Annotated in this window: 25 protein-coding genes; 22 read left to right on the top strand and 3 right to left on the bottom strand. The window is 43.2% G+C overall.

Annotated elements, in window-relative coordinates:
* Positions 1 to 10: 10 nt before the first annotated feature.
* Genes mutM through LRM49_RS03480 form a run of 3 tightly spaced genes read left to right on the top strand, consistent with a single transcriptional unit; the run spans position 11 to position 2450 of the window.
* Positions 11 to 889 carry a bifunctional DNA-formamidopyrimidine glycosylase/DNA-(apurinic or apyrimidinic site) lyase gene (mutM, locus tag LRM49_RS03490; protein WP_243777806.1) on the top strand — a complete coding sequence of 293 codons (879 nt, stop codon included), beginning with the start codon at positions 11 to 13 and terminating at the stop codon, positions 887 to 889.
* The gene (gene holA, locus LRM49_RS03485) at positions 886 to 1788 is read left to right on the top strand and encodes a DNA polymerase III subunit delta (protein WP_243777805.1); all 903 of its coding nucleotides are present in this window, start codon (positions 886 to 888) and stop codon (positions 1786 to 1788) included. The genes mutM and holA overlap by 4 nt, the downstream gene beginning before the upstream one ends.
* 29 nt (positions 1789 to 1817) lie before the next feature.
* Positions 1818 to 2450 (top strand): DNA alkylation repair protein, encoded by a 633-nt coding sequence (locus LRM49_RS03480; protein ID WP_243777804.1) that lies wholly within the window; start codon positions 1818 to 1820, stop codon positions 2448 to 2450.
* Between the two features lie 56 nt (positions 2451 to 2506).
* On the opposite strand, the gene rpsT is transcribed toward LRM49_RS03480, so the two are convergent.
* Entirely contained in the window at positions 2507 to 2854 is a 348-nt protein-coding gene (rpsT, locus tag LRM49_RS03475; RefSeq protein ID WP_253073849.1) for a 30S ribosomal protein S20, read from the bottom strand.
* Between the two features lie 160 nt (positions 2855 to 3014).
* On the opposite strand from rpsT, the gene LRM49_RS03470 reads away from it, so the two are divergent.
* From LRM49_RS03470 to rpsO, 3 genes are read left to right on the top strand one after another with little or no spacing between them, the layout of a single operon-like run.
* Positions 3015 to 4709, top strand: coding sequence for a DHH family phosphoesterase (locus LRM49_RS03470; RefSeq protein WP_243777803.1), 1695 nt, complete (start codon positions 3015 to 3017; stop codon positions 4707 to 4709).
* Between the two features lie 3 nt (positions 4710 to 4712).
* Positions 4713 to 5369, top strand: a complete 657-nt coding sequence (gene truB / locus LRM49_RS03465) for a tRNA pseudouridine(55) synthase TruB (RefSeq protein ID WP_243777802.1) — start codon at positions 4713 to 4715, stop codon at positions 5367 to 5369.
* A 38-nt stretch (positions 5370 to 5407) separates the two neighbouring features.
* A complete protein-coding gene (gene rpsO, locus LRM49_RS03460; RefSeq protein WP_129632131.1) occupies positions 5408 to 5674 on the top strand; it encodes a 30S ribosomal protein S15 in 267 nt (88 codons plus the stop codon).
* A gap of 58 nt (positions 5675 to 5732) precedes the next feature.
* Here the strand turns inward: rpsO and LRM49_RS03455 are convergent, their stop codons facing one another.
* Entirely contained in the window at positions 5733 to 6341 is a 609-nt protein-coding gene (locus LRM49_RS03455; RefSeq protein WP_243777801.1) for a sortase, read from the bottom strand.
* A gap of 181 nt (positions 6342 to 6522) precedes the next feature.
* On the opposite strand from LRM49_RS03455, the gene pnp reads away from it, so the two are divergent.
* The 15 genes from pnp to LRM49_RS03380 all read left to right on the top strand — a co-directional run bounded on the left by pnp (position 6523) and on the right by LRM49_RS03380 (position 22534).
* Positions 6523 to 8640 carry a polyribonucleotide nucleotidyltransferase gene (pnp, locus tag LRM49_RS03450; protein ID WP_243777800.1) on the top strand — a complete coding sequence of 706 codons (2118 nt, stop codon included), beginning with the start codon at positions 6523 to 6525 and terminating at the stop codon, positions 8638 to 8640.
* A 40-nt stretch (positions 8641 to 8680) separates the two neighbouring features.
* The gene (locus LRM49_RS03445) at positions 8681 to 9523 is read left to right on the top strand and encodes a hypothetical protein (RefSeq protein ID WP_243777799.1); all 843 of its coding nucleotides are present in this window, start codon (positions 8681 to 8683) and stop codon (positions 9521 to 9523) included.
* 125 nt (positions 9524 to 9648) lie between these two features.
* Positions 9649 to 10533: a hypothetical protein gene (locus LRM49_RS03440; protein ID WP_243777798.1), complete on the top strand. Its 885-nt coding sequence runs from the start codon at positions 9649 to 9651 to the stop codon at positions 10531 to 10533.
* Positions 10534 to 10644: 111 nt separating this feature from the next.
* The gene (locus tag LRM49_RS03435) at positions 10645 to 11574 is read left to right on the top strand and encodes a hypothetical protein (protein WP_243777797.1); all 930 of its coding nucleotides are present in this window, start codon (positions 10645 to 10647) and stop codon (positions 11572 to 11574) included.
* 60 nt (positions 11575 to 11634) lie between these two features.
* Positions 11635 to 12216 (top strand): uracil-DNA glycosylase, encoded by a 582-nt coding sequence (locus LRM49_RS03430; protein WP_243777796.1) that lies wholly within the window; start codon positions 11635 to 11637, stop codon positions 12214 to 12216.
* Between the two features lie 85 nt (positions 12217 to 12301).
* On the top strand, positions 12302 to 12736 hold the full coding sequence (locus LRM49_RS03425) for an RrF2 family transcriptional regulator (RefSeq protein WP_243777795.1): 435 nt from the start codon (positions 12302 to 12304) through the stop codon (positions 12734 to 12736).
* The gene (locus tag LRM49_RS03420; protein WP_243777794.1) at positions 12729 to 14813 is read left to right on the top strand and encodes a YhgE/Pip domain-containing protein; all 2085 of its coding nucleotides are present in this window, start codon (positions 12729 to 12731) and stop codon (positions 14811 to 14813) included. Before LRM49_RS03425 ends, LRM49_RS03420 begins: the two co-directional genes overlap by 8 nt.
* A gap of 142 nt (positions 14814 to 14955) precedes the next feature.
* Positions 14956 to 17115, top strand: coding sequence for a ribonuclease J (locus LRM49_RS03415; RefSeq protein WP_243777793.1), 2160 nt, complete (start codon positions 14956 to 14958; stop codon positions 17113 to 17115).
* A gap of 105 nt (positions 17116 to 17220) precedes the next feature.
* On the top strand, positions 17221 to 19437 hold the full coding sequence (locus LRM49_RS03410) for an FtsK/SpoIIIE family DNA translocase (RefSeq protein ID WP_243777792.1): 2217 nt from the start codon (positions 17221 to 17223) through the stop codon (positions 19435 to 19437).
* An 18-nt stretch (positions 19438 to 19455) separates the two neighbouring features.
* On the top strand, positions 19456 to 20073 hold the full coding sequence (locus LRM49_RS03405; RefSeq protein ID WP_243777791.1) for a hypothetical protein: 618 nt from the start codon (positions 19456 to 19458) through the stop codon (positions 20071 to 20073).
* A 72-nt stretch (positions 20074 to 20145) separates the two neighbouring features.
* Positions 20146 to 20499: a 30S ribosomal protein S6 gene (rpsF, locus tag LRM49_RS03400; RefSeq protein ID WP_243777790.1), complete on the top strand. Its 354-nt coding sequence runs from the start codon at positions 20146 to 20148 to the stop codon at positions 20497 to 20499.
* Positions 20500 to 20534: 35 nt separating this feature from the next.
* Positions 20535 to 20957, top strand: coding sequence for a single-stranded DNA-binding protein (locus LRM49_RS03395; protein ID WP_129632164.1), 423 nt, complete (start codon positions 20535 to 20537; stop codon positions 20955 to 20957).
* A 13-nt stretch (positions 20958 to 20970) separates the two neighbouring features.
* Positions 20971 to 21168 (top strand): 30S ribosomal protein S18, encoded by a 198-nt coding sequence (rpsR, locus tag LRM49_RS03390; protein WP_129634767.1) that lies wholly within the window; start codon positions 20971 to 20973, stop codon positions 21166 to 21168.
* Positions 21169 to 21241: 73 nt separating this feature from the next.
* On the top strand, positions 21242 to 21802 hold the full coding sequence (gene efp, locus LRM49_RS03385; RefSeq protein ID WP_129632170.1) for an elongation factor P: 561 nt from the start codon (positions 21242 to 21244) through the stop codon (positions 21800 to 21802).
* A gap of 9 nt (positions 21803 to 21811) precedes the next feature.
* Positions 21812 to 22534: a TlyA family RNA methyltransferase gene (locus LRM49_RS03380; protein ID WP_243777789.1), complete on the top strand. Its 723-nt coding sequence runs from the start codon at positions 21812 to 21814 to the stop codon at positions 22532 to 22534.
* Here LRM49_RS03380 and ychF read toward each other — a convergent pair.
* Complete coding sequence (gene ychF / locus LRM49_RS03375) at positions 22524 to 23603, bottom strand: redox-regulated ATPase YchF (RefSeq protein WP_243777788.1); 1080 nt, start codon at positions 23601 to 23603, stop codon at positions 22524 to 22526. The two genes, LRM49_RS03380 and ychF, sit on opposite strands and share 11 nt — an antisense overlap.
* A gap of 44 nt (positions 23604 to 23647) precedes the next feature.
* On the opposite strand from ychF, the gene LRM49_RS03370 reads away from it, so the two are divergent.
* Positions 23648 to 26629, top strand: a complete 2982-nt coding sequence (locus LRM49_RS03370) for a hypothetical protein (protein ID WP_243777787.1) — start codon at positions 23648 to 23650, stop codon at positions 26627 to 26629.
* The last annotated feature ends 31 nt before the right edge of the window (positions 26630 to 26660 follow it).

Raw genomic sequence — 26660 nt, 5'->3', positions numbered from 1 at the left:
GACTCGCCTAATGCCCGAGCTACCCGAAGTTGAGACAGTTCGTCGCGGTTTGGCGGATTTGCTGCCAGGTCAGGCTGTTGTGCGAGCGACGGTATTTGATTCGCCAAAAAGCTTTCCCAATTCACCCACTGACGTTCAGCAATTTTTATATGGTGCGCATGTAACGGCGGTGCGACGTCGCGCAAAAGTATTGATGATTGATCTTGATACGCGTTATTCGCTGGTGATACATCTTAAGATGACTGGGCAATTGATTTTTCGTGGGGCTAATAGTTTTGCTGGCGGTCATCCGAATGATAGTTTGATTGGTGAATTGCCGGATAAATCGACGCGCGTGCAAATTGATTTTACGGATGGTTCGCGTCTGTTTTTCAATGATCAGCGTAAGTTTGGTTGGATGAAATTGATGCCGACTGATGAGATAGGAAATTTGCCATTTATGCAGAAAGTTGGTCCGGAACCACTCGATAAAAAAACTGAGGCGGGTGACTTTATTAAGCGAATTCGTCGTCGGCAAAATTCGATGATAAAGCCAGCGTTTCTTGATCAGTCGGTGATTGCAGGGGTTGGCAATATTTATGCCGATGAAGCTTTGTGGGCTGCGAAAATTCACCCTCAGACGCGCGTTAGAAATGTTAGTGATAACCAATTGGAAGATTTGTTTAACGAACTGCGTCAGATTTTGCAATTGAGCATTGATCAGGGAGGCTCGACGGATAAAAATTATGTTGACGCTGAAGGTAGAAAAGGTAACTATCTATCATTTGCGCATGTATTTCGTCGGGAAGGTCAGCCGTGCCATCGACATCCTGACCAAGAGATTGTAAAGATGAAAGTTTCTGGACGCGGTACGCACATTTGTCCAGTTTGCCAAGTGGAGGCGAAGTGATTTACCTTTTTTACGGCGAAAATGAATTCGAGAAACGGCAAGCAATTGCTAAGCTGATCGGCAACGAAAAAGCGGCGCGACGCGATGGTGAAGATTTGACGCTGGCTGGAATGCAGGAAATAGCAATTGGGCAGACGCTGTTTATGAACTCGTCGGTGTATTTGATTTCAAAACTAGGCGAAAATTCTGAGGTTTGGTCGCAACTTCCAGATATTAAGTTTGATGATGACAGGACGATTATTTTGGTGGAAGATAAAATTGATAAGCGAACGAAAACGTATAAGTGGCTGCAGAAAAATGCTAAAGTTCAGGAATTTTCACCGCTTAGTGATCGTCAAAAACCGCAGCTTTTAAAGTGGTGCGTGGCGGAGGCGAAAGTTCGCGGGTGTGAATTAACGAATCGTCAAGCAGAGATAATTGTCGATCGTTTGGGATTTGATCAGTTGCGACTGAGTAATTTTTTGGATCAATTGGCGCTGGCGGAAAAAGTGACGGATGATTTAATTGACAACTTCATACCTCTAGCGAGGACGGAAAATGTGTTTGATTTATTTATTTCGGCGCTGGCGGGTGATTATAATAAGGTTCACGATATAATTAGCTATTTGGAGTCGGAAGGTGGCGTTGATGGTGCTTACCAGACAATGGGATTGCTTGCCTCGCAGGCAACTAACTTGACAGCGTTGGTTTTGGCTGACGGCGACAGTAAGTTGGTGGCTTCGGATTTTTCGGCTAATCCGTATGTTTTACGAAAATTGGCATCTTCAGCAAAAGGTGTCGATAAGGAAAAACTGAAGAGGATAAATGACGCGCTACTTCGGGCGGACTTGCAAATGAAAACAACTTCTGTAAATCCGTGGCTGCTTGTGGAGGCGGCGCTGGTTGGAATTGGAAAATAAACTAAGGAATAGGGAGGATACTGGATTTTATGGATGATATTCGCGTAAAAGAATATATTGTAAGTTTAGAAAAAGAATTTTCTTTGATAGAAAATGGTTTCAAAGAGGAAGAAAAAAGAGCCTTTGCTGATTATAAATCCAATGATAAAGAATACGCTAAGAATTTGGCGTTTTTAGCATATAAATCTGATACATATCAGGTAAGGATGTATGGTGTATTTCTTTTTGGATACTTATCAGAACAAGATGATATCTTAGCATTTATGAGAGACGAAGTTTCCAAAGATGATAATTGGAGAGTTCAGGAAGTATTGGCAAAGGCATTTGATGAATTTTGCAAGAAAATAGGATATGAAAAAGCACTCCCGGTAATTGATGAATGGTTAAAAAACAACAATCCTAATACAAGGAGAGCAGTAATAGAAGGATTAAGAATATGGACGAGTAGACCATATTTCAAGGATAATCCAAGTGAAGCTGTTAGACGAATTGCAGCATTAAAAGAAGATTCCAGTGAATATGTTAGAAAGTCGGTAGGAAATTCTTTGAGGGATATTAGCAAAAAATTTCCAGAGTTGATCAAAATGGAACTCAGTAGCTGGAAATTAGAGAGCAGAGAAATCAAACAGGTATATAAATTGGCGAGTCAATTAGTCGACTGATGTTAAATAAAAATACCCCAGTTAATTCCGGGGTATTTTCTAGTAATCTTTACAGATTATTTTTCAGCTTTTTTAGCAGCTGACTTCTTTGCTGGAGCTTTTTTAGCGGCAGTTTTCTTAGCTGCTGGCTTTGCGGCTGGTTTTTTAGTAGCTTCTAATGTAACACCTGCTTTTTTAGCAATTTTGCTCAATGCGCTCTTTCGGCGAGCAGCGGTGTTTTTCTTAATCAAGCCTTTTTTAACAGCGGTGTCGATTTCGCTTTGTGCTGTAGCAAGAGTCTTTGTGCTTGGTTCTGCAGAGAAAGCTTTAACAGCGGTCTTAATGTCTTTTTTAATGCTGATGTTTCGCTCGCGGCGCTTTAGGGTTTGTTTAGCACGCTTGATGGCGGATTTGATGATTGGCATGTTTCTCCTTTACCTCTATAGATTTGTATCGCTAATCAGGAAGAATTATACAGAAAATAGCATAAATTGTAAAGAGGTGGCTTAGATATTGACTTTATGGTACTGCTTATGGTATAGTGATGCCAAGCGTAATTACAAAAAAACAAACATAGGAAAAATCATGTCAAACGGATCAGCAAAGCAAAAAGTAATCCAGAGCATCAAGGATGTAACTAATATTTTAGTGACGGTGAGTTCTAGCCCGTCAGTCGACGAATTGTCGGCAGCATTAGGATTGACGATTTTCCTCAATAAACTAGGGAAGCACGCTACGGCTGTGTTTAGCGGCGACATTCCGCCAGCAATTACGTTCTTGAATCCTGATAAGACGTTTGAGCAGACCGCAGATTCTTTACGTGATTTTATTATTGCCTTGGATAAAGAGAAGGCTGATCATTTACGCTATAAAGTTGTTGATGACGCGGTGAAGATTTTTATTACGCCATATCGTACGACAATTACGGATAAGGACTTGGAATTTTCACAGGGCGATTATAACGTTGAGTTGGTTCTGGCGCTAAATGTTGAAAATAGTGAAAGTATTGACACGGCTTTGACTGCGCACGGTAAGATTTTGCACGATGCTACGGTTGTGGCTATAACAGCGGGCGACGTAAAGAGCGGTCTGGGTTCTGTTGATTGGCACGAATCTAATGCTAGCGGCGTGAGCGAAATGGTTGTTGAGCTTCTTGATGACCTGAAAACGCCAAAAGTAACGTTGGACGAGCAGATGGCGACGGCTTTGCTTACGGGAATTGTGGCGGTAACCGAGAGGTTTAGTAATAGTAATACGTCATCAAAGGTTATGACTACGGCTGCAGAACTTATGGCGGCTGGCGCGAATCAGCAATTGGTGGTTTCAAAGATTGCAGAGAGCGAAGTAGAGGACGAGCCGCAGAAGATTGAAAAGATCGAAGAAAAATCTCCAGAAAAAGAAGAAGCTTCAGAGGACAAAACTGAAGAAGCGGAGAAAGATGAGGAAACTGTACACGCGGACGGAACTTTGTCGATTAGTCACGAAAAGAATGGCGATGTTGATGAAGTAGCTGAACAAACGGCGAAGGAAAAGCAAGAAGAGTCTGCTAGGATTGCCGAAGAAAAATTGGCTAAAATTGAGCCAATAAAGGAGGAGCCGCAAGCCGAGGAAGAAAAGCCTAGTGAAAAAATAGTTTCAAAGGGCGAACTTTCTTTTGAGGAAACTCCGCTAATGGGTGGCACTCTGAACGCAACGACTACACAGGCTGCCGAGGATAAGATTAGGGAATTGGCTAGCGACCAAAATAAAACCATTCTAACGCACGGTAAATACGTGGGCGATAATACGCCGTCGTTTGGTGACACCCCATTAAATGCGGCTATGGGTGCGTCTGATGAGCCGCCAAAGATTGATCCGTTCGCGACAACTAACGCCGCTGAGCAAAAATTGTCGACAATACCTGTTGCGCCGCAATCTGAAGAGTCGATTATTTCGGCAATTACCAACGACACAAATCAATTGAATAATCCAGTAGCGCCAGCTTCGAATCAGCCGATTGCGCCAATTGAGCCAGCAATAACAAATCCTGAAAATAGCATTCCAGGTTTCGATTTGCCAATGCCACCAGCAATGCCAGATTTCGGCGCTTTGCCGCCAATGCCGCCAGCGCCTACAGGTGTTGATGTAAATGGATTGCCACAGATTGCACCGCTAGGGGTGGCTCCTGAGCCAGTAGCCGCTCCGCAAGCTCCAGCACCTGTGCCGATCACCGCGATGCCAACTCAGCCAGCTCAAAATGCGGACTTCAATCCAGCGCAATTCCATATTCCAGGGCAATAGTTAATGGACGAAGTGATTCTCATAGACAAACCTCAGGGAATGACTAGCTTTGGGGTGGTGGCGCGCTTGCGACGAGTTTTATCTAATCAGGCGGGAAAGAAAGTGAAGGTTGGTCACACAGGTACGCTTGATCCGTTTGCTACTGGGCTAATGATTATTGTGACTGGAAAGAAATGCCGCGAAGCTGAAACTTTCACTAAGTTAGATAAGTGGTACGAGGCGGAAATTATTCTGGGCAAGAATAGTTCGACGGGCGATCCAGAGGGCGAATTCACCGATATGTCTAATCGCGAGCCAAGCTTGGAGGAAATTCAGCAAGTGATTAGTCAATTTGTGGGAAAAATTGAGCAGACGCCGCCGATTTTTAGCGCAATAAAAATTAACGGTGAAAGAGCGTATAAATTGGCGCGCGAAGGTAAACAAGTTGAGATTCCTAAGCGTGTGATAGAAATTTACTCATTGGAATTATTGGCATACGAATATCCCAAATTAAAGATCAGAACTCACGTTTCAAGCGGAACTTATATTCGAACATTGGCGGTGGATATTGGCGAGAAATTAGGGACGGGAGCGTATTGTGAGAATTTGCGTCGTACGAAAATTGCCGACTATTCTATTGACGCCGCAAAGACTCTGGCGGACTTTGGAATTACTAGCTAATTGCAAAAAACAGAGAAGCTTGGTATAATTACAGAGCTATGATTAGCAAAGAGAATAAAGCGAAAGCAATTGCTTTGACTCAGGTCAATAAAAACGACGTCGGTAGCCCACAGGCTCAGGTGTCAGTTTTGACGGCTCGTATCAAAGAAGTCACAGAGCATTTGAAGGCGAATAAGCACGACTTCATGGCTCGTCGCGGCTTGATCCAAATGGTTGGTAAGCGCAAGCGTTTGCTGAAATATTTGGAGCGAACTGATTTTGAGAGTTACAAAGCAGTTGTTGCCAAGTTAGGTTTGCGTAAATAATTTACGTTGAAAACTGCCTAAATCCCCTTTGACGAAAAGGGGATTTTTGTTGTTCTGGCTATTTTTTCAATTTGGCGATAATCACATCTCGTCCGTCGTTTGCGCCGCCCAAAGTGCAGGAATAAAGAGTTAATTGCGGCTGATCTGTGCGTTGTTCGATTTCCACGGCGTCTGGTTTAACACTTTGTTTTTCGCTGATGACATAATTGTAACGTACGCCGTTATAGTCAATGATAATTTCATCGCCGACAGTCAATTTATCAATATTATAAAAAGGCGATTTTCTGAGCGTCTGCTGAGGAGTTAGGCCCATAATAAAACGGTGTGCAGATAAGACAAAATTGCCGCCATCCTTTGGGTTGCCGTTTTCTGGTTTACGCCACCACGCACCACGCTCCATTGTTTCGGCGCCGCCAGTACTATAAGGCAAATTTATGTCGATTTTTGGTATGTAAAGTCGATTTTCGGTAATTTTATTCTCAGTTTTAGTGATGAGCTGAGTGGTGTGGTTGTCTTTTGGGTTGATGTTTTGCGACAAAATAAGGGGCGTGCTGATGAGAGCAAGCAAATAAACTCCGCCAAGAATCATTAAGATTGCGATTATAGTTAAGATATAGCTTTTCCAGCTTTTCTGGCGATTTTTTACTGAATCTAGCTGAAGTGACATGAGTAAATTATATCACACTCATCTGTTAATAAGATTATGTTAAGTGCGCTCGCGGCTGGCGTTTGGGCTGAGGTTTTAGTATAATATAAGGAGCAATTTGTAACGCGGAAGTGATAGAGATGAGACGACTAAATTGCCAAGTAATTTCATCCCTGTTACTACCGCAAGAAAGGAGCTCTTTATGAGTATTATCAATCCAAGCGGCAAGGAGATTTTTAGTGTTACCACTGATTTTTGTGGTCGCCCGCTGACTTTAGAGGTGAATCGCGTCGGTTTTAGGACGACTGGTAGCGTTTTGGTGCGCTATGGCGACACTGTAGTTTTGGGCAGTGCTCAGGTTAGTCCGCGTCCAGTGCAATTGGATTATTTTCCATTATCGATTGATTACGAAGAAAAGTTTTATGCCGCAGGTAAGATTTCTGGCAGCCGATTTATTAAGCGCGAAGGTCGCCCGAGCGATGAAGCTGTGTTGATTGGGCGATTGATTGATCGTCCGATCCGTCCGCTTTTCCCGAAGGGTTATCGTCAGGAAATTCAAGTCGTCGCAACTGTTTTGAGCATGGATCCGAGTTTCCGCCCAGACGTGATTGCGATGATCGCTGCGTCTAGTGCGTTAATGTTAACTGGCACGCCGTTTGATGGTCCAGTGGCTGGTTTGCGCGTGGGTCGAGTGAATGGCGAATTTAAGGCGTTCTTGACTCCGGAAGAGCGCGAAAAGTCGGATCTTGATTTGGTTGTGGCTGGTATTGAAAGCGGTATAACAATGGTCGAGGCTGGTGCTAAAGAAGTTTCGGAAGATGTTATTGTTGATGCGATGACATGGGCTCACCAGATGATGCAGCCAGCGATTGCCCTGCAACGCGAACTGGCGGAAAAAGTTGCGCCAGCACAGCAGGAATACGATTTAATTTTGCCAGACGAATCAATTCAGCAAACAGTTAACGCGTGGGCTGATGGGAAATTTGGTGAGAAAATCCGTCGTCCATATCCAGAGCGCAATGAAATGATAAGCGAAATTCGTGCCGAGTTTCATGAGGCGATGGCGGAAAAATTGGGACTGGACGAGGAAGAATATAGCGAAGTTCGTGGTGATTACGATGAAGCGTTCACTTTGGCTTTGCATAAAGATGTTCGTCGGGGAATTGTTACCGAGCGAGTTCGTCCCGACGGTCGACAATTGACCGAGATTCGTCCGCTCAGCTCGGAAGTTGGATTCTTGCCGCGCGCTCACGGTTCTAGCTTGTTTACACGTGGCGTGACTCAAGGAATGAACATTGTAACTTTGGCGCCGCTTAGTTATTCGCAATTGATTGACACTATGGAAATTACCGACGGTGAGCGACGCTATATGCATCATTACAATGCGCCGGGTTATACGGTTGGTGAGGTCAAGCGAATGGGCAGTCCAGGTCGACGTGAGATTGGTCACGGATATTTGGCGGAACGTGCTTTGCTTCCAGTTTTGCCAACTGAAGAGGATTTTCCATACGCTATTCGCTCGGTGACAGAAATTATGAGCCAGAACGGTTCAACTTCTATGGCGGCAACTTGTTCTAGCTGTTTGGCGTTGATGGACGCTGGCGTGCCAATTTCGGCTCCCGTGAGTGGAATTGCGATGGGATTGATGATGGACGGTGATACTCCGTATGTGTTGAGTGATATTGCTGACGCTGAGGACTTTGCTGGCGATATGGACTTTAAGGTAACCGGAACCTCAAAGGGTATTACGGCTCTTCAAATGGATATGAAGGTTCATGGGCTACCAGTGGCGGTATTGCGTCAAGCGATTGAGCAGAGTAAGGCGGGGCGTGCGCACATTTTGGAACATATGCTTAGTGTGCTTCCAGGGCCTCGTGAGTCGCTCAGCCCGTATGCGCCACGAATTGAGAAGATTAAGATTGACCCAGATAAGATTGGCGTAATTATCGGTAAGGGCGGCGAGACGATCAATAAGATTACTTCGGAGACTGGCGCTGAGATTGATATTAAGGAAGATGGTTTGATTACCGTGGCTAGCCCAGATGGCGCGTCGATTGAAAAGGCTATGAACTGGATTAAGAGTCTGGTTGAGGAGCCAGAAGTCGGCAAGATTTACGAAGGTAAAGTTGTCGGCATTAAAGATTTTGGCGCGTTTGTGAATATACTTCCTGGTGTTGACGGAATGGTCCATATTTCGAAATTGGCGGAACATCGAGTTGAAAAAGTGACTGATTTCGTGAAAGAAGGGCAAACTGTTCGCGTGAAAATTACTGGAATTGACGAGCGCGGTAAGATTAATTTGACGATGATTGGTTTGTAAATACATAATAGCGAAAGTGTAATTTTAGGAGGAAATTTTTATGGATAACGGCAGGAGCAGTAAAAATCAGCAAGCAAAATCATCTCAGGCGCTTGAACGTCCTAAGTCAACTTCAAGTGGCTCACATCAGGTTCCGCCAAAAAAGAAGGCTAACAAGCCCTTGCTGTGGGGAATTATTGTTGGCGTCATTGTGCTTACTGTAGCTGCTGTTAGTGTGGTTTTGTCTATGACAATCTTCGGCAATCCCGGTAGAAGTGATTACAAAGACATGTCTGTTCTAATCTCACAGATGAAACTTCCCAGATTTAATGATATGTCTGAAGGTGTGCGGAAAGGAGGTGACTACGAAGGCGTTGTGAATAAGAATATCAGTTTGACTGATGAGTTTTATGCTAAAATTGGTTCCCACAAGGCTCTTAAAGATAAAGAAGTTAAAGATGCTTACGATAAATACTTGAAAATATGGAACGACGAAGCAAAGCCACATCTTAAAGATGAGGTGATCCTTGCAAAAGAAGATGTCGACAATAAGTGCAATGATCCTAACGTAAAAGAATACTTTGAAAAATCTACAGATGAGGCAGAAAAACATTTTGACTCTGTAATGAAGAGTTGTATGGACTCTTTGGATAAATTATCGAAGTCTGATAGTGCCAGAGTCAAGAAATATGCCGAAGGTCTAAAAAAGTACTATGAAAAGATGAAGCGATACTATGCGCAAGTAGGAGCATTCAGACGAGATTATTTGCAGAAATATGGTCATGCGCCTGCACTACCATCTACAGCTTCACTTAGGCCATATTTTGGTGACTATGAAATAGACAAAAAATTAAAAGATAGCTTTAATAATTTCAAAAGAATATTGGAAGAAAAATCTAAATAGTCTATAATATCGCCATAGTCTAAAAGTCCTCTTTGTAGACTGAATGCGCAGGTGTGGTCGGCTTGACTACTGTATAAATATAGTAATGTCGCAATAAGAATATATTATTTAGGAGAAAATAGCTTATGGATAATAGCAACAATAATAAACCACAGCCTCAAGTGCCGCCTCAGCCACAATTCCAGCAGGCTCCACAACAGCCTCAGGCTCAGCAGCCTCAGCCACAACAACAATTCCCACAACAACCAGTCATGGGAACTCCATACCAAATGCCACCAAAAAAGAAAATGAGCAAAGGTGCCATGTGGGGAATCATCGGCGGAATAATTGGACTAGTCGTAATTATCCTTGGTGTAGTCCTAGCTGTCTTGTTGCTAAGTGGTCCAAGCAAAGCGGATTATAAAGACCTGCTTTCACAATTTACCGGTCTTGACGTAGGAGATGCTTTTATAAGTGAGAATGGTGCTGGCACTAAAAACACAAAAGATAAAATATATAAAGCCATCGAGAAAATCAATAATCTTAATAAGAAAATGAGCTCTCATAAAGCGCTTCGCGATAAGGATGTGAAGGCGGCGTATGATAAATATGTGGATAGCTGGAATAATGGCGCGAGAGAATATCTAGAGTTTCTGGTTATTCTTACAGAAGACAAGACTTATGAAAAGTGCAAATCTCCTGATGTAAGTAAATACCTCCGAGAATCTAAAGAAAATTTCGAGAAGCGTCTGGATTCCGAGACAAAAGACTGTATAGATTATTTGGATAAGATGTCAAAATCTGAAAATAAGCTAGCCTCCAAATATGGTAAGGACTGGAAGAATTATTACACAGAAATGAAGCAGTATTATGTGGCAATTGTAGAATATGCTAAAAATACAAAATCAAGATCATCGCTACCAAAAGCACCAAAGACTCCAAAGACAGATTTCAATACTGACGCTGTAGAAAAATGGAAAAAGGCTATTGATGATTTTGAGAAAGTTTTGGAAGAAAAAGCTAATAAATAATCTGTAGCTAAAAATAAAGCACTCTGAGGAATTGGGGTGTTTTTATTTGACTATAACTAAGCTATAGCGATATAATGACAAAAAGTATAAAAAGTCAGGAGACTACTATTTATGGACGACAACAACAATAATAAACCACAGCCTCAAGTGCCGCCTCAGCCACAATTCCAGCAGGCTCCACAACAGCCTCAGGCTCAGCAGCCTCAGCCACAACAACAATTCCCACAACAACCAGTCATGGGAACTCCATACCAAATGCCACCAAAAAAGAAAATGAGCAAAGGTGCCATGTGGGGAATCATCGGCGGAATAATTGGACTAGTCGTAATTATCCTTGGTGTAGTCCTAGCTGTCTTGTTGCTAAGTGGTCCAAGCAAAGCGGATTATAAAGCTGCTGTAGACAAAGTGAACGATACAATCGAAATTTACAATAAAGCTTCGACGTCACTTTCATATGTTTCTACTTCAGAAACTAAGACGTCACTAGAATCTACTCGCAAAAAACTTGCCTCGACAAAGGATGAAGTTGACGGTAAATTAAGCGAGCTAGGCAAGATGAAGGCTATTACTGGCGACAAAGAGGTTCGTGAAAAGTATGATGCTTTGAAAAATAAGCTAGGTAAGTTTGATTCTGCAGTAGATGCTTTTGATGAAGTTTACGGAAAGATACTTCCAGCAGTAGCTGATTTTTCTGATAGCAGCAACAGCTCTAATATATCCACCTTAGAAAGCGCAGTTAAGAAAGCTCGACAGGATCTTAAGGGTGCAGATATTAAGAATGAGCACAACAAGAAATTCGTCAAGGACTTTACTGCTCAATTGGAAAAACTTGAAGAAATGTTGCCAAAAGTTGCTGAGATGAAATCTGATTACAAAAAATACGACTCTAACTATATCAGTGATTTTTACGACACTCTTACCGCAATACAGAAGACTGCCCGCGAATGGTCTTCGGGACTACAAAAAATAGCAGAAGAGGGTGAAATTCGCGATGAATTAAATAACCTAGGAACTATACTGGTAAACAAGGTAAATAAATAGTTCTGCTAAATATCAGAAGCGCCTCGTTTCTTACGGGGCGTTTTTTGATAGAATAAATATATGGACAAGCAGGCTAAATTGGATGCGTTGGCGGAAGAAATTGTAAAAGAGAAGATTTGTTCGGATTTGGCGGATCAGGCAACGCAATTAGTTATGGGCGATGGAAACCCTGATGCTGATATCATTTTTATTGGCGAGGCGCCAGGGAAGAATGAAGATTTGCAGGGCAAGCCGTTTGTTGGTGCTGCGGGAAAATTCCTTGATGAGATGCTGAAATCTGCTGATCTGCAACGTTCAGATGTGTATATTACTAATATTGTTAAATATCGTCCACCAAATAATCGCGACCCGCTACCAGAGGAAAAGCGACAATTTTGGCCATATTTACTTAGGCAATTAGAAATCATTCAGCCAAAGGCTATTCTGACCTTAGGGCGGCACAGCGGCGGTGGGTTTATTCCGGGATTGCAGATCAGTAAAGAACACGGTCGTCCACGTAAAGTGTGTCTGCATGAGCTTGAATTCGTAGTGATTCCGTTATATCATCCAGCCGCTGCGCTTTATAACGGCGGTATGCGTCAGACTTTAATTGATGATTTTATTCAGGCCGTGGAATTCGTGAAGAATAATAGCGGCGCTTAATTAGACTATTTTCTTGCAAAAGTTTCTCAGACGTAGTATAGTGGATAGTCGATATCTATTATATCTAAGTCGAGAAAGGATTTGTATGAGGTTATCGGGAGCTGTTGAACAGGCGTGTTGCATTATGGCAATTCTGGCGGATCCGAAAAGGACGACGCCGGTAACTAATGACGCGCTGGCGGAAAAGATGCTGGTTTCGCCGACGTACTTGAAGAAAATTAGTCGGAAATTGGTAATAGCAAAGCTAATCACTTCAACCCAGGGAACTGGCGGCGGATTTATTTTAGCGAGAAAAATGAACGAAGTTACGTTGCATGATGTCGTCCTTGCAATTGAAGGAGAATTGCCATTTTTTCAACCTCAGGGAATTGTTGAGAGAGTTTTTCAATCGCGTCCTCGTCAGGTGGAAATTGGCATGAATATGATAGAAAAGGTTTTTTCTGAAGCGCAGGAAAAGTGGAGTGAATATTTGAAAACTGTGACGTTGGAAGATGTCGCAAAGGAGGTCGCACATGATTAAAAATAAGATGTTACAAGCCGAGTGGAAGCATTTGTTTAATAATAAAATATTGCTGATATCTATGGCTGTGATTTCGTTTATCCCGATTTTGTATAGTGGATTTTTCCTAGGCTCAATTTGGGATCCTTACGGGCAAACAAAAAACTTGCCGGTGGCGTTCGTGAACGAAGACAAGGGTGCTAGCTTAAATGGCAAATCGCTGAATGTCGGCGAATCTGTCGAGAAAAAACTGAAAGATAATCACGATTTGGGTTGGGAGTTTGTCAGTAAACAACAAGCAGACGAAGGCGTGAATAGCGGACATTTTTACGCAGTGGTAACTATTCCGTCCGACTTTTCGCAGAAGGCAGCGTCAATTACCGAATCTGAACCTCGGCAGGCGGTTATTAATTTTACGACCACACCAGCGAAAAACTATATCGGTTCGCTAGTCAGCAATCAAGCTGCCTCCAAGGTCAAATCTTCGGTGTCTGAACAAATCACTCAGGCGTACGCTAAGGGAATTTTGGAGAATTTGGACAAGCTTGGAATGGGGCTGGACACGGCGGCTAACGGCGCGTCAACTTTGCACGACGGATTAGGGCGATTGCAATCTGGCACGCAAACATACGTTGGCGGCGTGAAACAGTTGGCAGTAAACCAGCAATCCTTGGCTGGCGGACTGGCGCAACTCAGCGACGGTTCTCGTAAATTGCAGGCGGGATTGGGGCAATTGTCGAACAATTTACCGACCGAATCCCAGTTGTCGCAATTATCTAACGGCATGAAACAATTGCAATCGGGAATAAATCAGTTAAACGCCAGCGTGAGTAATCCATCGCCAGCGCTCATGGCTCAGCAAAACAAGGTAGAAACGGAAGCGCAAACTTTGGCGCAAACAATGCGAGCTTCGGAGTCCGACTTGTCGGCGGCGGGCGATACTTTGCGGGCTTTGAGCGCGCAAGTAGCCGCTTCTGGTAGCGATTCTACGACGATAAGTTTGCCGCAAATTAGCAATATTTATCAAGCATTAACAAAAACTCAGATAATTAGCGCGCAGATGGGGACGCTACGTGAAGATCTTCAAGCGCTAAAACAGCAACTATCAGCACAACAAACACAACTTCAGGCCGGAGTTTCTACATTGAATAACGGCGTGAATCAATTGACACCAAACGCAATTACCGCATTTAACGGCTATAACAGTGTGCGATTTGCAAACAATCAATTATTGGCGGGCTCGGCAAGCTTAACAAACGGCTTAAACGAAGCGAAATCGGGCAGTCAAAAATTGGCGAATGGCGCGAGTTTGTTAGAGAGTCGCTCGGGCGCGTTAATTGATGGAACTTCGCAACTAGCAAGCGGCGCGGATGCGCTGGCGAATAAATTGGCGGACGCCTCTAACCGCATAAAAATTCAACCAACTGGCACTACAACTCAGCAGCAAATTGCAAATCCAGTGAAGTCGGAGATGACCGAAAAGGGCAATGTTCCGAATTATGGCTACGCTTTGTCGCCGTATGTTTTGTCGCTAAGTTTGTTCGTTGGAGCAATTGTCCTGAACGTTATTTATCCGATCCGCAAAACTTTTTCTGAGCAAGAAAGTGCGATTCGTTGGTGGCTATCTAAAGCTTCGGTGGCTGGCGTGGCGGCCTTTATGCAAGCAACGATTTTGATGTTAGTGATGGTGTTTTTCTTAGGACTAACTCCAGAACATCCAGCGCATTTCATCGGGGCAATTTATCTGACGTCGTTTGCGTATATGTCGATTGTGTCGCTTTTGGTGATTGTTTTGGACAATCCAGGACGATTCCTAGCGATGGTTCTTTTGGTGCTTCAATTGGGCTCCAGCGAGGGAACGTTCCCAATCCAAACTGCCAACGGATTCTTCCAAGCAATTAATCCGCTAGTGCCGATGACTTACTCGATTCGCGCATTGCGCCAGGCTATTTCGGGTGGGCTAGATAACGCATTTTACGGCGGCAGTATGTGGGTTTTGGCTGGATTCTTGTTGGTGGCTAATTTATTGACAATCGGCTTCTTCGCTTATCGTGGCAAGCGTAAATTCGCACACACGTCGGTTGATGGCGACGATTAATTGACCTCTGTTATAAAACATTGTTCTTTGACAAAATATGAGCGGTTTGCTAATATAAGAGTACTAACTAGAGGAATTTACGTCAGTTCACCTCTATACCTGGTTTTTGAATTATATTGTAATAAAAAAGGAGTATAACAATATGGGTCAGCGGCGACTAGCAACACCGCAAAAAGACGACGCCAATAAGCGTCCGCAGTCAAAGAAAAGTAACAATGCAGTTTTGAATAGTACAACTACTCGTAAGGGTGAAGTTTTCCGAGCTCAGCGACGAACAAGCGAGAATGTTAATCTCAGGGCTTCACAGCACTTGATTGATATTCCAGTAAACAAGTCGGTTTATAACGGATACGGCGGCGAGCAATTTAGCGCCAAAATGCAACCAAAACCTGTTCGCGGTGGTCAGCCAAAGCTTCGGATTATTCCGATTGGTGGCGTGGGTGAAATGGGAATTGGTAAGAATATGAACGCCATCGAATATGATGATGAGATTATCATTGTAGATATGGGATTTCTGTTCCCAGGCAGTGATTATCCAGGCATCAACTACATCACGCCGGATATTACTTGGCTGGAAGAGAATAAATACAAGATTAAGGCGCATGTATTTACGCACGGGCATCTTGATCACATTGGTTCGTTCCGCCATTTTATTCATCGTATTCCAGCGCCAGTTTATGGCTCTAAGTTTACGATTGGCATGCTCGATCGAACGATGGACGATTCAGAAGTGGATTTCAAGCCAGATTATCGAGTGATGGATCCGCTGAGTCACGAAATTGTTCAAGTTTCTAAGCATTTCTCGGTCGAGTTGGTACGAGTTAACCACTCAATTCCTGATTCTACGGCGGTGATTATTCGAACTCCAATGGGCGTGATTGTCGATTCTGGTGACTGGCGATTCGAGGAAAGTCCAGTTGACGGCCAAAAGTTTGACCTTGAGCGACTTACGGAAGTGGCTTCAAAAGAAGGCATTTTGATGTTTATGAATGAATCGACCAACTGTGAATCGGCTGGTACGCACACGCACACGGAGTTTGATATCCAGTATTCCATCGGTCAGGTGATGGACAAGTTTAGTAATAGTCGAGTAATTTTAAGTTGTTTCTCGTCGCAGGTGCATCGCTTGCAATTAATTTTGGAAGAGGCACATAAGCACGGACGCAAGGTGGCGTTTGCTGGATTTTCGATGATTCAAAACCTGGAGGTGGCATTGCGTTCGGGGACGATTAAGATTCCTAAAGACACCATCATGAAGATGGAAGATATTGTTAAATTGCCAGATAACCAAATTGCCGTAGTTTGTACTGGCTCGCAGGGTGAATTTAACGCCGTCTTAAATCGCATGGCAACGGGCGCTCATAAATATATGAAAATTAAGGGCTCGGATGTCGTGGTGTTTAGCTCAAATCCAATTCCCGGCAATGAAAAAAGCGTGGTGCGAACGGTTGATGGTTTGATGCGCGAAGGTTCTGACGTTATTCAGAACGGTAAAACCCACTTGACGGGAATCGGTCCTCTGCACTTGTCAGGTCACGGCTATTATGACGATCATGTTAAATTGATTAATGCACTTAACCCAACTTACTACATGCCAATTCACGGTGAATTCCATATGTTGGTGCATAATGCTAGATTGGCGGAAAAGGAATGTGGAATTCCTCGCAAGAATATTTTTGTGTGCGATGCTGGAGATATTATTGAGATTGATATTGAAAGGCAAGCAAAGAAAGCTGGGCGAATTCATGTTGGCGGTGTGATGTATGATGATACTGGCGCGATTGTTTCTGAGGTTGTATTGAAAGATCGCATTCACATGTCGCAAGAGGGAATGTTTGTTGTGGTGCTGACCGTACAGCGTGGCACGGGACGATTATTGACTAGCCCAGACATTATTTCTCGCGGATTTATCTATTTGCGCGATTCTGAAGAATTGATGAATATGATTCGCCAATACTTGAAGCAAAAAGCGGCGCGCAGTTTTTCTGGCAAATATGATTTGGATGTGATCAAAAAAGAAATTAAAGATGAGATTACGCATATATTGTATGATCAGACTCGCCGAACACCAATTGTCATTCCGGTGATTAACGAAGTTGGTGGCTTGAAGTCTGTAAAGTCGGCAGCTGCGCCAGCTCATTCTGTTTCAAAATCGCCAGCGCGTGGTAAAAAACCTACCTCAGACGAGCCAAAAATGACCCTTCCAACTGCTCCACGCCGCCGTTTCCCGCAGCGCCAAGTGCCAGATACTGAAGCAAATGACACAAAAGCCAGAGAGCGACAGAACACACGTCCGTACTAGGTCTCTAGATTGATTTTACTGGTAAATTGTGCTATAATAAAAGCGTGTTAAATTGATTTTTACATCTGTTAATAAGTATAAAATCAGTGTATAATAAAAACGATTATGGCAAAAAAACGAAAGATCACGAAAAAATCCGCACCAGCCAAGCCGCAGCATAGTTTGCCGGCGGGTTTTTGGTCACAAGTTGGCGCGGTGATGCTTATTCTTTTGTCGCTACTACTCGTCGTGTCGTGGTTCGGTGTCGGTGGTCCGGTTCTGCAATGGATTGATATGGCGACCGTAAAAACTATTGGCTATACTGCGTACGCATTGCCGATACTACTGATTTATTTGGCGGTTGAGACTTTCCGAGCGGAAGAGAATCAATTACCCGCAGTGGTGAAATTTGCGGCAATTCTGGAAATTGTGTGGTTTTCTGGATTGTTTGGGTTAATGAAGACGGCTTCGCGTCCGAATTCTGGTGGATTTGTGGGCGACATATTAAACACGGCAACCTTGAAAATGGTAGATTCGGCAATTGCTGTGATTATTTATCTAGTTTTGGCGTTTATAACAGTTCTATTTATTACTCAAACGTCACCGTTTACAGTTTTCAGTAAACTTTGGGGGATGATCAAGAGTAATACCAAGGAGGATGATAATAATCGTTCTGTTATGAAGAAGGCGTCAATTGCTCAGCCGACGGAAGAAGAGAAAAAGACCGACCTGGGAGAAATTAAGCTGAACGCTGGTGTGCCAATAATTGATACAGCCAAAGAGAAAAAGAGCTTATTAAAGAAAGTAGAGAAGCCGGAAAAGGCCAATGAAGAACAGGCTTTGGTGGCAACTCGTGATCCGAATTGGGAGGCGCCAAGCTTGGATCTATTAGAGAAGAACGAAAGCGGTGCTGATGCTGGAGATACGCGCCAGAACGCCCAAATAATTCACGATACGCTAGCTGAATTTAATATTGAGGCAGCGATGGGCGACATTAATGTTGGTCCAAAAGTCACGCAATACACCCTAAGACCACCAAGTGGGGTTAAATTGACGCGAATTACGGCGCTGGAAACTAACATTGCGCTTAATTTGGCAGCACAAAGTTTAAGGATTGAGGCGCCAATTCCTGGTCAGCGAGCGGTTGGTATTGAGGTACCTAACCGTAAGGCTGCTGAAGTTCGCCTACGAAGTACTTTGTCGTCGAAACAGTGGGCTGCTGCTCGTGATCCTTTGAGCTTTGGAATTGGTAAAGATATATCTGGTCAAGTTGTTGTGGGCGAGCTGGGGAAGATGCCGCATTTGTTGATTGCTGGACAAACGGGTTCTGGTAAGTCTGTTATGATTAATACTTTGCTGTGTAGCTTGCTGTATCGCAACAGTCCGAGTGATATGAAGTTGATTTTGGTTGACCCGAAACAAGTTGAAATGGCGCCGTACGCCGATATTCCGCATCTTCTTACGCCGGTGATTAATGAGCCAGAGAAGACTATTTCAGCTTTGAAGTGGGCGGTGAATGAGATGGAGCGACGCTACAAATTGTTGGCGGGCGAGAAAATCCGTAACATTAAGGAATACAACAAGAGGCTGCAGTCGCGCGCTAAGAAGATTGCGATTGCTGATGAAAATGGCAATGTTCAGGAGCATGAAGATGGATCGATGCCGTATATCGTGATTGTGGTGGACGAGATGTCTGATCTTATGATGATGGCTAAAAAGGATGTTGAGACATTAATTGTTCGTTTGGCGCAGAAATCGCGAGCGGTGGGTATTCATTTGGTATTGGCAACGCAGCGTCCTAGCGTGAATGTTATTACCGGTTTGATTAAGGCGAACGTGCCGGCGCGAATTGCCTTTACGGTGGCTAGCCAGGTTGACAGTATTACAATCTTAGACCAATCTGGTGCTGAGAAATTATTGGGTCAAGGAGATATGCTATTTTACGTAACAAGCATGAGCAAGCCAAGGCGTATCCAAGGTGCTTGGGTGACAGATGATGAGGTGAATAAAATTGCCGATCATTTGCGCATGCAGATGGCTCCGCAATACAACGATGAAGTGGTGGCTCAGCCAGTTCAATTGGATGGCAAGGGTGGCGTCGTGATGGACTTATCTGAAGGTGGTGATGATAAGTTTAAGGATGCGGTTCGTGTAGTGGTTGAGCGTCGCAAGGCTTCAACGAGTATGCTACAGACACGCTTGGGAATTGGTTATCAGCGAGCAGCGCGAATTATTGAAGAGATGGAAGAGCGGGGGATTATCGGTCCACAGAATGGTTCTAAGCCACGTGATGTTTTGATTTCTAGTCCAGAAGAGCTTGATGAACTGTTGGCGGAATCGTGAAAAGATTGATCAAACATTATGAGCGAGTATTTTCTTGGTAACTATGACTTAGCTCCTGATCAGGAGACTCTTGTCGCTATAGTACAGGCGGCGGGTAAAGTTCTTGAGGAGAAGGGCGCTGAAGGCTTAGAGAATGGTCGCTATAGAATAGACGATAGTAGTGTTGCTGCGAACATTTTTACATATAAGCTATCGCCAGAAATAGTACATCATATTTTTTCAATTCCACTAGAAACTATTCGTGTTTCTTCGGGCGGTCATGCGGAGGGGTGCGAAATAGCCTATTTACCAGAATCTATGCTGGAAGGCGGTACGCAATGTTCCGCTGAATTAGGTTTGTACGTTACTGAGGTGGTGGGTCGTTCAGGTGGTTTACCGCCGCTTTATATAGAGCATAGCTGGAATATTAGAGGTTGGAAGGGGCAACATCTTGAGGGAGAGTATAAGGTCGAATATTCCGTAGATGGACAACGAATAAGTCCAAGTAATCTTGATCTAGAAAGTCTGGATTTGAGAAATCCTGAAGATGTCGGAAGATTAATCGACGACATAAGAAACAACGCTCGATCCCTCAGCGCTGACGATATAGACACTATCTATAAGCTCATTGACACGATATCGCAGAATGGGGTATAATATAGGCGAATATTAACCTAAGCTTGTGTGAGACAGCATAAGCATCCGTAAATGGATTCCAGAGGAGGAAACATGAACGAATACGAACTAACCGTTCTTATTCACCCGGATTTAGAGGCTAATCTAGATTCAGCGTTGGATAAGGTACGTGGTTTAATTACTACTAACGGTGGTGAAATTACCAAAGAAGATAACTGGGGCAAGAAAAAATTGGCCTACACAATCAAGCGTGAGGACTTTGCAGTTTACGTTTGTTTTGAGGTTAAATTGCCAGCACCAGCTTTGTTGAAGATTTCAAATACGCTTAAGATTACTGACGAAGTCTTGCGCTACCTATTGGTAAAAACTGATGAAAAAACTCGTCAAGCATTGAGCGAGCAAAAAGCGCGCAACGAAGAATCTGATTCAAGCGAATCAAGTAAATAAGCCTAACTGCCGTAAGGTAAAAGAGGGGATAGAATATGGCACGAAGTATCAATCAAGTGATTTTGTTGGGTAGATTGACACGCGATCCAGAACAGCGAACAACTGCTTCTGGCAAGAACGTAGTTAGTTTCAGCATTGCTGTTGATCGACAATCTCAAGACGATCAGGCTGACTTTTTCAATATTACAGCCTGGGATAAACTTGGTGATTTGGTAATGCAATATCTAAGCAAAGGTCGTCGGGTTTTAATCCAAGGACGACTGCGACAGGATAGCTGGGAAGATAAGGATACTGGTAAAAGACAGAGTCGAATTGAAGTTACTGCTTCGGACGTAACGTTCTTAGACGGTCCAAATGGCGACAATTCAGGTTCTGCAGCACCAAAGACTACTAAAAAAGAGGAAGTTGTAACGGAAATTGACGATAAGCCAATTGACCTAAGCGAGATTCCATTCTAATAAGGAGATTAAAATGGCACAATTGAAGAAAAATCCACCGATTATTTTTGACTATAAAGATGTAAAAACTTTGCAACGTTACATCAATGTTTACGGTCAAATCGAGCCAATCAGCAAGACTGGTTTGAGCGAAAAGCAACAGCGAAGCTTGGCGGTAGCAATTAAGCGTGCTCGCCACTTGGCTTTGTTGCCATTTGTTAGCAGCAACTAGAAACGTTTAATACGCAATATCTCGTTGCTATTACATATTTGGCAGCGAGATATTTTATTGGAAAGGAGAAAATATGTATCAGCCAACTGATTTGAAAAAAGGCGTAGTTTGTCAAATTGACGGCAAACCATATCGCGTCGTAGAATACGGCCAAAAAGTTATGGGTCGTGGCGGTTCGATTGTTAACGTGAAATTGAAAAACCTAATTGACGGAAGTGTTATTCCAAAGACTTTCAAGGGCCAAGAGCGAATCGAAGCTGCGGAAGTAAATAATAAAACTGCGCAATATTTGTATAACGACGGCGACAAGTTCTATTTCATGGATCCGACTAGCTTTGAGCAATTTGAGCTGGCTGCGGAAATCGTGGATGACGCTAGTAAATACCTGAAAGAAGGCGACGAATTAAGCCTTCAATTCTTCGACGGTCGAGTGATTAACGTTGAACTACCAAAGAATAAATATCTGGAAGTTACCTACACAGAAGATGTGGTTAAGGGTGATACGACTTCATCTGTGCTAAAAGATGCTACTTTGGAGACAGGGTTGGTTGTCAAAGTTCCAGCATTTATCAAGCAGGGTGATATTATTAGCGTTGACACATCAACTGGCGAATATCGCGAGCGAAAGAAATAATCCTATTTAATGAAACAGCGATTAGATAAATCTCTGGTCGAGCGTGGTTTGGCGACAACAAGATCTCAGGCGGATAATTTTATTCGCCTGGGCTATGTTTTTTTGAATAAGAAAATTGTCCAAAAATCAGGAACTATGGTATCTGATTCGGACGAGATAAAGCTCGAGAAGAAGGAAACTTATGTTTCGCGAGCCGGCTTAAAACTGGCAAGCGTAGCGGAGTATTTTCATCTTAATTTTCAGGATAAAACTGTTCTGGACATTGGCTCGAGTACGGGCGGATTTACTGACTATTCGTTGCGTCATGGCGCCAAAAAGGTATTTGCTGTTGATGTTGGAACGGATCAACTTCATCCAAGTTTGAGGCCGAATCCAAAAATTGTTCTTTACGAAAAGACCGATATTCGTGATTTTTATGCAGATGAAGCAATTGATATTATTGTGGGCGATGTGTCGTTTATATCTCTGAGGGAAATTTTGCCGCACGTGGCAGAAAATTTGATGAATACAAATACGATATTGGTTGCTATGGCAAAACCTCAATTTGAGGCGGGACGGCATCAGGTTAATAAGGGAATTATTAAAAACGATAAAGTTCGTCGACAAATTTTATCCGACTTTGAAGATTGGGCGAAAAAGTATTTTGTTATCTTAGATAAAAAAGATAGTGAAGTGGCAGGCAGTAAGGGCAATCTCGAGCGATTTTACAAATTGAAATTAGCTAAACGTTAAACCTAAATTCAACGACGTCATTTGGTTGCATAACGTAAGTTTTTCCTTCGGTGCGAATTTTGCCGTTTTCACGAGCCTTAACTTCTGATCCTGCAGCGACTAAATCGTTAAAATCGACAATTTGTGCGGCAATAAATCCGCGCTCAAAATCCGAATGAATAACGCCCGCGGCTTGCGGTGCAGTCCAGCCCTTGTGAATTGTCCAAGCGCGAACTTCTTTTTCGCCCGCAGTTAAGTAGCTTTGTAGTCCGAGCGTATCGTAGGCTGCGTGAATAAGTTTGGCGAGTCCAGTTTCCTTGACGCCGTAGCTTTCTAATAGCTCTTTGGCGTCATTCTCAGATAAGCCCTTCAATTCTTCCTCTAATTTTGCGCAGACAAAAACGGTTTTTGCGGGACTTACGAGTTCGGTCAATTGACTCTGTAGATCGGAATTGTTCAACCCTTCTTCGTCGACATTAAACGCGTAAATTACTGGTTTGGCGGTGAGTAAATGTAGGTCGGAAATTGCTTCAAAATCCACATCTGACAGCGCGGAAATTGGTACGCCTTTTTGCAGAGAGTCAATTAAAGACTGCAGATATTCAACTTTTTGGCGAGCTTTTGGATTTGCTTTGGCTTCTTTCTGAAGTTGAGGTAGGCGTTTTTCAAGAGTTTGCAAATCAGCCAGAATCAGCTCAGTATTGATAATATCAATATCCTTTTTTGGGTCGATTGGCGCTTCGTCGTGGCGCAAAATCTTTGAATTCTCAAATGCACGAACAACGTGAATAATTGCGTCACACTCTCTGATGTTGTGAAGAAACTTATTGCCCAAACCTTCACCTTTAGACGCGCCAGCAACCAGCCCCGCAATATCAACAAAAGTTACAGTGGCTGGAATAATTTTTTGCGCATGATAAAGATCGGCTAAAATTTGCAGGCGATTATCTGGTACGGGAACAATTCCCGTGTTCGGCTCAATTGTCGCAAACGGATAATTAGCCGCCAAAATGTCGTTATTTGTTAAAGCGTTAAAAAGTGTCGACTTGCCGACATTTGGTAAACCAACGATTCCAATAGATAAACTCATATATTTATTATATCATCTGCGTAATCTTTGATATAATTATAAGCATGAGAAGAAAATACTCATTGCCTAAGGTGGGCATGCTGGCAATAGTAGTGGCTTTAGCTATTTCGGTAACGGCTTTTTTTATCTATACATATGCGGCGCCAAGCTCGCCAAATTGGACGATAACTGGTAAATCCTGGGTTACGAAACATTTTAATCGGTCAGACACTAACAACTATGGATCTGGTTGGGTGGTTGCACCAGGTAGATTAAAAGACGTAAAGCCCGGAGACACGGTTGACTGGTGGCATAGTCTTTTTGTTAGCGGCGGAGCCACTGACTATGTTGTGACTGGTGTACAGCAAGATGTGTTCGATTTAAGCTCAAATCAGCCGATGGATAATGATATCAGTCTGAACGACAGGGGGGCTTGGCATAATGAAGATCCTCGATGGTTTAACGTTATGACAGATTGGAAGGATTATGCTTGGAAGCGAATGAACAATCCACCGGGTGTGGATTATCACACTACCACTATGGAGGCATTGAACGGAAAATCTAGATTAGAGGATGTTCGTGGTCCGCTTGGAGAAAATAAATTTATGTTTACGCGAGTTATTCGAAAAGAAGACATGGGCAAGCGTATATGTCAGCGTATATATTGGAGCAAGCGGAACTCTTTGCCGGTTTCGGGATGGGGTTATTCGCAGTATGCCTGTGTAGAGGTTCCATATGATTATAACGTAGAACCTTCGGTCAGTGTTAACTCGGATTATATTGACACAGAAAATGTTACGAAAATTGAGGGAATAAATGCCGGCTTGAATAATAAGGGCACGTCAAAAACTCAAAATTCTTCGTATGCACTTGCGCGATTTGTTGTCAGAGGGGCTGAAGTCTCGGAGCTTACGGGCAAGAGCGATGTGGTTTCATTGCCTGGTGGTACTGCTGATAGTGATTGGCCATGTGCAATTGTGCGACTGATTAAGGGACAATATAGAGATAGCTTAAATATTGATAGTGGCGCGTGTGGAAAAATTGTTCAAAACACTGGCAGTCAATTAAACACCGGTCAGACTCCAGTGGCTACAAATAAGATAGATGATCTGGGTAGGGATAGGGTTAAGCTAAGTGCTAACGACAGTCTATGTTATGTGGTTATGGTCAGTAATTACGACGGTTCGGCTCCTTCGACGGATTTTAAATACGCGGTTAAGTGTATCAGATCCTCAAAAAGACCGAAGGTTCAGGTTTGGGGTGGTGATATTAAGACAGATAAAGAGGTCATTACCAGCAGGACGTCAAACAATGTGAATGTCCCTGATGAGAATCTTAGTCGTATTGAGTTAGATAAGACTTCTATACGAGCAAAGGGGCTGTGGGGTACAGGTTTAGACGGGAACGGGAATAAGCTTGGTGATAAAGTGTTATTTAGTCCCGGTGAATATGGGTATAAGGGCGGTAATATGGAAGATAAACATTGGTCTATAGTGTGTGCTGAGGATCAATATGGCGGTAATGGAAATCAGAGGGCATATAAGAAGTCTACTGGAAAGCCAGATTATCTTCCGAGTTGTCATGGTGATGCGACTAACTTAAAAGACGACTATCAAGCAAGGACGATTGTAACGACACAGTGGCGCGCTCCTAGTGGAGACGATGTATTGCAGGACGGTTATATTACGTGTGAACCCGATTCCATGTATTATGACATAGTTGGTGACGCATCGCTCGTCTATAATCCTGATTATTGTAAGAGGGGCGTTTGGAGGACATCTGACTCTGCAAAATGGATTGGTATAAACAGCTTTGGTCGACATACGCATTCTAATAGTAAACCGGATCCGGCTCATCTAAATTGTCATGATAATTCTCGTCCTATAGTAGAGCTTATCCCGTGTTTGGATATGTATGTCTTTAGGCTGAAAGGTATCAATTTAGGAGGGTTAAAAGATGCTAAGAGTCTGGAGATTGGTTTTAGTGGAGCTGTAGATAACCTCGTTAAGGTGAAGATTAACGGTTATGAGATGAAAACGTTAGGTAACGACAATGGATCCAGACCTGAAGGAGTTCAGTATTTTGGTTGGGGTCTTCCGGGCTATGCTGGAAATTCTCGATTTACCGCTGAGACGCAGCCAGGCACTGTTCTATATGAGAATAATAACTTCATCGATATTTATATAAAATCTAATCCGTCACATATGGGACTGCTGATCGAGGATATAACGTTGGCGTATAAGATGGCTTATACAAATCAGAATGTGTACGGTTCTTGGGGTGAATATGGAATTATTGCTAATGGTAGGGCAGATTCGGCTTCGGGTGCTGGATTGTCATCATCGTTTAATGGTCGCTCGGGCGTGACGCCGCGTGACTATAACAAGCTGACTTTTGCCAATATTCCAAAGTACGGTAATTTCAGTAGCACCAGTTCAGTTCCAGATAATTTTACTTTACCGTCAATTCGCGGGGCGAGGGGTAATATCTCTGGCAATGTAGATGTGAATAGTCTAGCTTCGGGTGAATATAACGCTGGAAATGTAACCTTAACGGGGTCAAAATTAAGCGTAGGCAAGAGTATAGTCATAAAGTCCTCGGGCGTAGTCAGGATTTCGGGTGATTTGTTATACACAGATACGAATGATGTGCGCCAATTACCACAACTAATTATCTACGCGAAGAATATTATTATAGAGCCTTCGGTTGGGGAAGTGAATGCTTGGTTGATTACTCAGAAAGATGGATATGTTAGTACTTGTGGCGTGGTAATTAGCGATGTAGCTTGGCTGAGTGGTGTTTCTGATGTTTCTTGTGGCAAGCAATTGAAAATCAACGGGCCAATTAAAACTGGACGCTTGTTCTTGCGGCGAACGTACGGCGGAAAACATGCTTCATCTGCAAAGAATGATCCGAATATGCACCCTGGAACTCCAGCAGAAATCATCAATTTGAGGGCTGACACTTATATTTGGGCTTACAATAATTATCGAAACACTAGCGCGATTAGCACGATGAATGTTCGTGAACTGCCGCCAAGATATTAAAAGTTTGCAAATTAAAACGCTAATGTATATA

This window comes from Candidatus Nanosynbacter sp. HMT-352 (assembly GCF_022819365.1).
In the GTDB taxonomy this organism is placed as follows: domain Bacteria; phylum Patescibacteriota; class Saccharimonadia; order Saccharimonadales; family Saccharimonadaceae; genus Nanosynbacter.
This window is presented reverse-complemented; position numbering and strand designations above follow the sequence as displayed.

Coding starts and splice junctions, on each gene's coding strand:
- mutM (WP_243777806.1), top strand. CDS start 11: ATGCCCGAGCTACCCGAAGTTGAGACAGTTCGTCGCGGTTTGGCGGAT.
- LRM49_RS03480 (WP_243777804.1), top strand. CDS start 1,818: ATGGATGATATTCGCGTAAAAGAATATATTGTAAGTTTAGAAAAAGAA.
- rpsT (WP_253073849.1), bottom strand. CDS start 2,854: ATGCCAATCATCAAATCCGCCATCAAGCGTGCTAAACAAACCCTAAAG.
- LRM49_RS03470 (WP_243777803.1), top strand. CDS start 3,015: ATGTCAAACGGATCAGCAAAGCAAAAAGTAATCCAGAGCATCAAGGAT.
- truB (WP_243777802.1), top strand. CDS start 4,713: ATGGACGAAGTGATTCTCATAGACAAACCTCAGGGAATGACTAGCTTT.
- rpsO (WP_129632131.1), top strand. CDS start 5,408: ATGATTAGCAAAGAGAATAAAGCGAAAGCAATTGCTTTGACTCAGGTC.
- LRM49_RS03455 (WP_243777801.1), bottom strand. CDS start 6,341: ATGTCACTTCAGCTAGATTCAGTAAAAAATCGCCAGAAAAGCTGGAAA.
- pnp (WP_243777800.1), top strand. CDS start 6,523: ATGAGTATTATCAATCCAAGCGGCAAGGAGATTTTTAGTGTTACCACT.
- LRM49_RS03445 (WP_243777799.1), top strand. CDS start 8,681: ATGGATAACGGCAGGAGCAGTAAAAATCAGCAAGCAAAATCATCTCAG.
- LRM49_RS03440 (WP_243777798.1), top strand. CDS start 9,649: ATGGATAATAGCAACAATAATAAACCACAGCCTCAAGTGCCGCCTCAG.
- LRM49_RS03435 (WP_243777797.1), top strand. CDS start 10,645: ATGGACGACAACAACAATAATAAACCACAGCCTCAAGTGCCGCCTCAG.
- LRM49_RS03430 (WP_243777796.1), top strand. CDS start 11,635: ATGGACAAGCAGGCTAAATTGGATGCGTTGGCGGAAGAAATTGTAAAA.
- LRM49_RS03425 (WP_243777795.1), top strand. CDS start 12,302: ATGAGGTTATCGGGAGCTGTTGAACAGGCGTGTTGCATTATGGCAATT.
- LRM49_RS03420 (WP_243777794.1), top strand. CDS start 12,729: ATGATTAAAAATAAGATGTTACAAGCCGAGTGGAAGCATTTGTTTAAT.
- LRM49_RS03415 (WP_243777793.1), top strand. CDS start 14,956: ATGGGTCAGCGGCGACTAGCAACACCGCAAAAAGACGACGCCAATAAG.
- LRM49_RS03410 (WP_243777792.1), top strand. CDS start 17,221: ATGGCAAAAAAACGAAAGATCACGAAAAAATCCGCACCAGCCAAGCCG.
- LRM49_RS03405 (WP_243777791.1), top strand. CDS start 19,456: ATGAGCGAGTATTTTCTTGGTAACTATGACTTAGCTCCTGATCAGGAG.
- rpsF (WP_243777790.1), top strand. CDS start 20,146: ATGAACGAATACGAACTAACCGTTCTTATTCACCCGGATTTAGAGGCT.
- LRM49_RS03395 (WP_129632164.1), top strand. CDS start 20,535: ATGGCACGAAGTATCAATCAAGTGATTTTGTTGGGTAGATTGACACGC.
- rpsR (WP_129634767.1), top strand. CDS start 20,971: ATGGCACAATTGAAGAAAAATCCACCGATTATTTTTGACTATAAAGAT.
- efp (WP_129632170.1), top strand. CDS start 21,242: ATGTATCAGCCAACTGATTTGAAAAAAGGCGTAGTTTGTCAAATTGAC.
- LRM49_RS03380 (WP_243777789.1), top strand. CDS start 21,812: ATGAAACAGCGATTAGATAAATCTCTGGTCGAGCGTGGTTTGGCGACA.
- ychF (WP_243777788.1), bottom strand. CDS start 23,603: ATGAGTTTATCTATTGGAATCGTTGGTTTACCAAATGTCGGCAAGTCG.
- LRM49_RS03370 (WP_243777787.1), top strand. CDS start 23,648: ATGAGAAGAAAATACTCATTGCCTAAGGTGGGCATGCTGGCAATAGTA.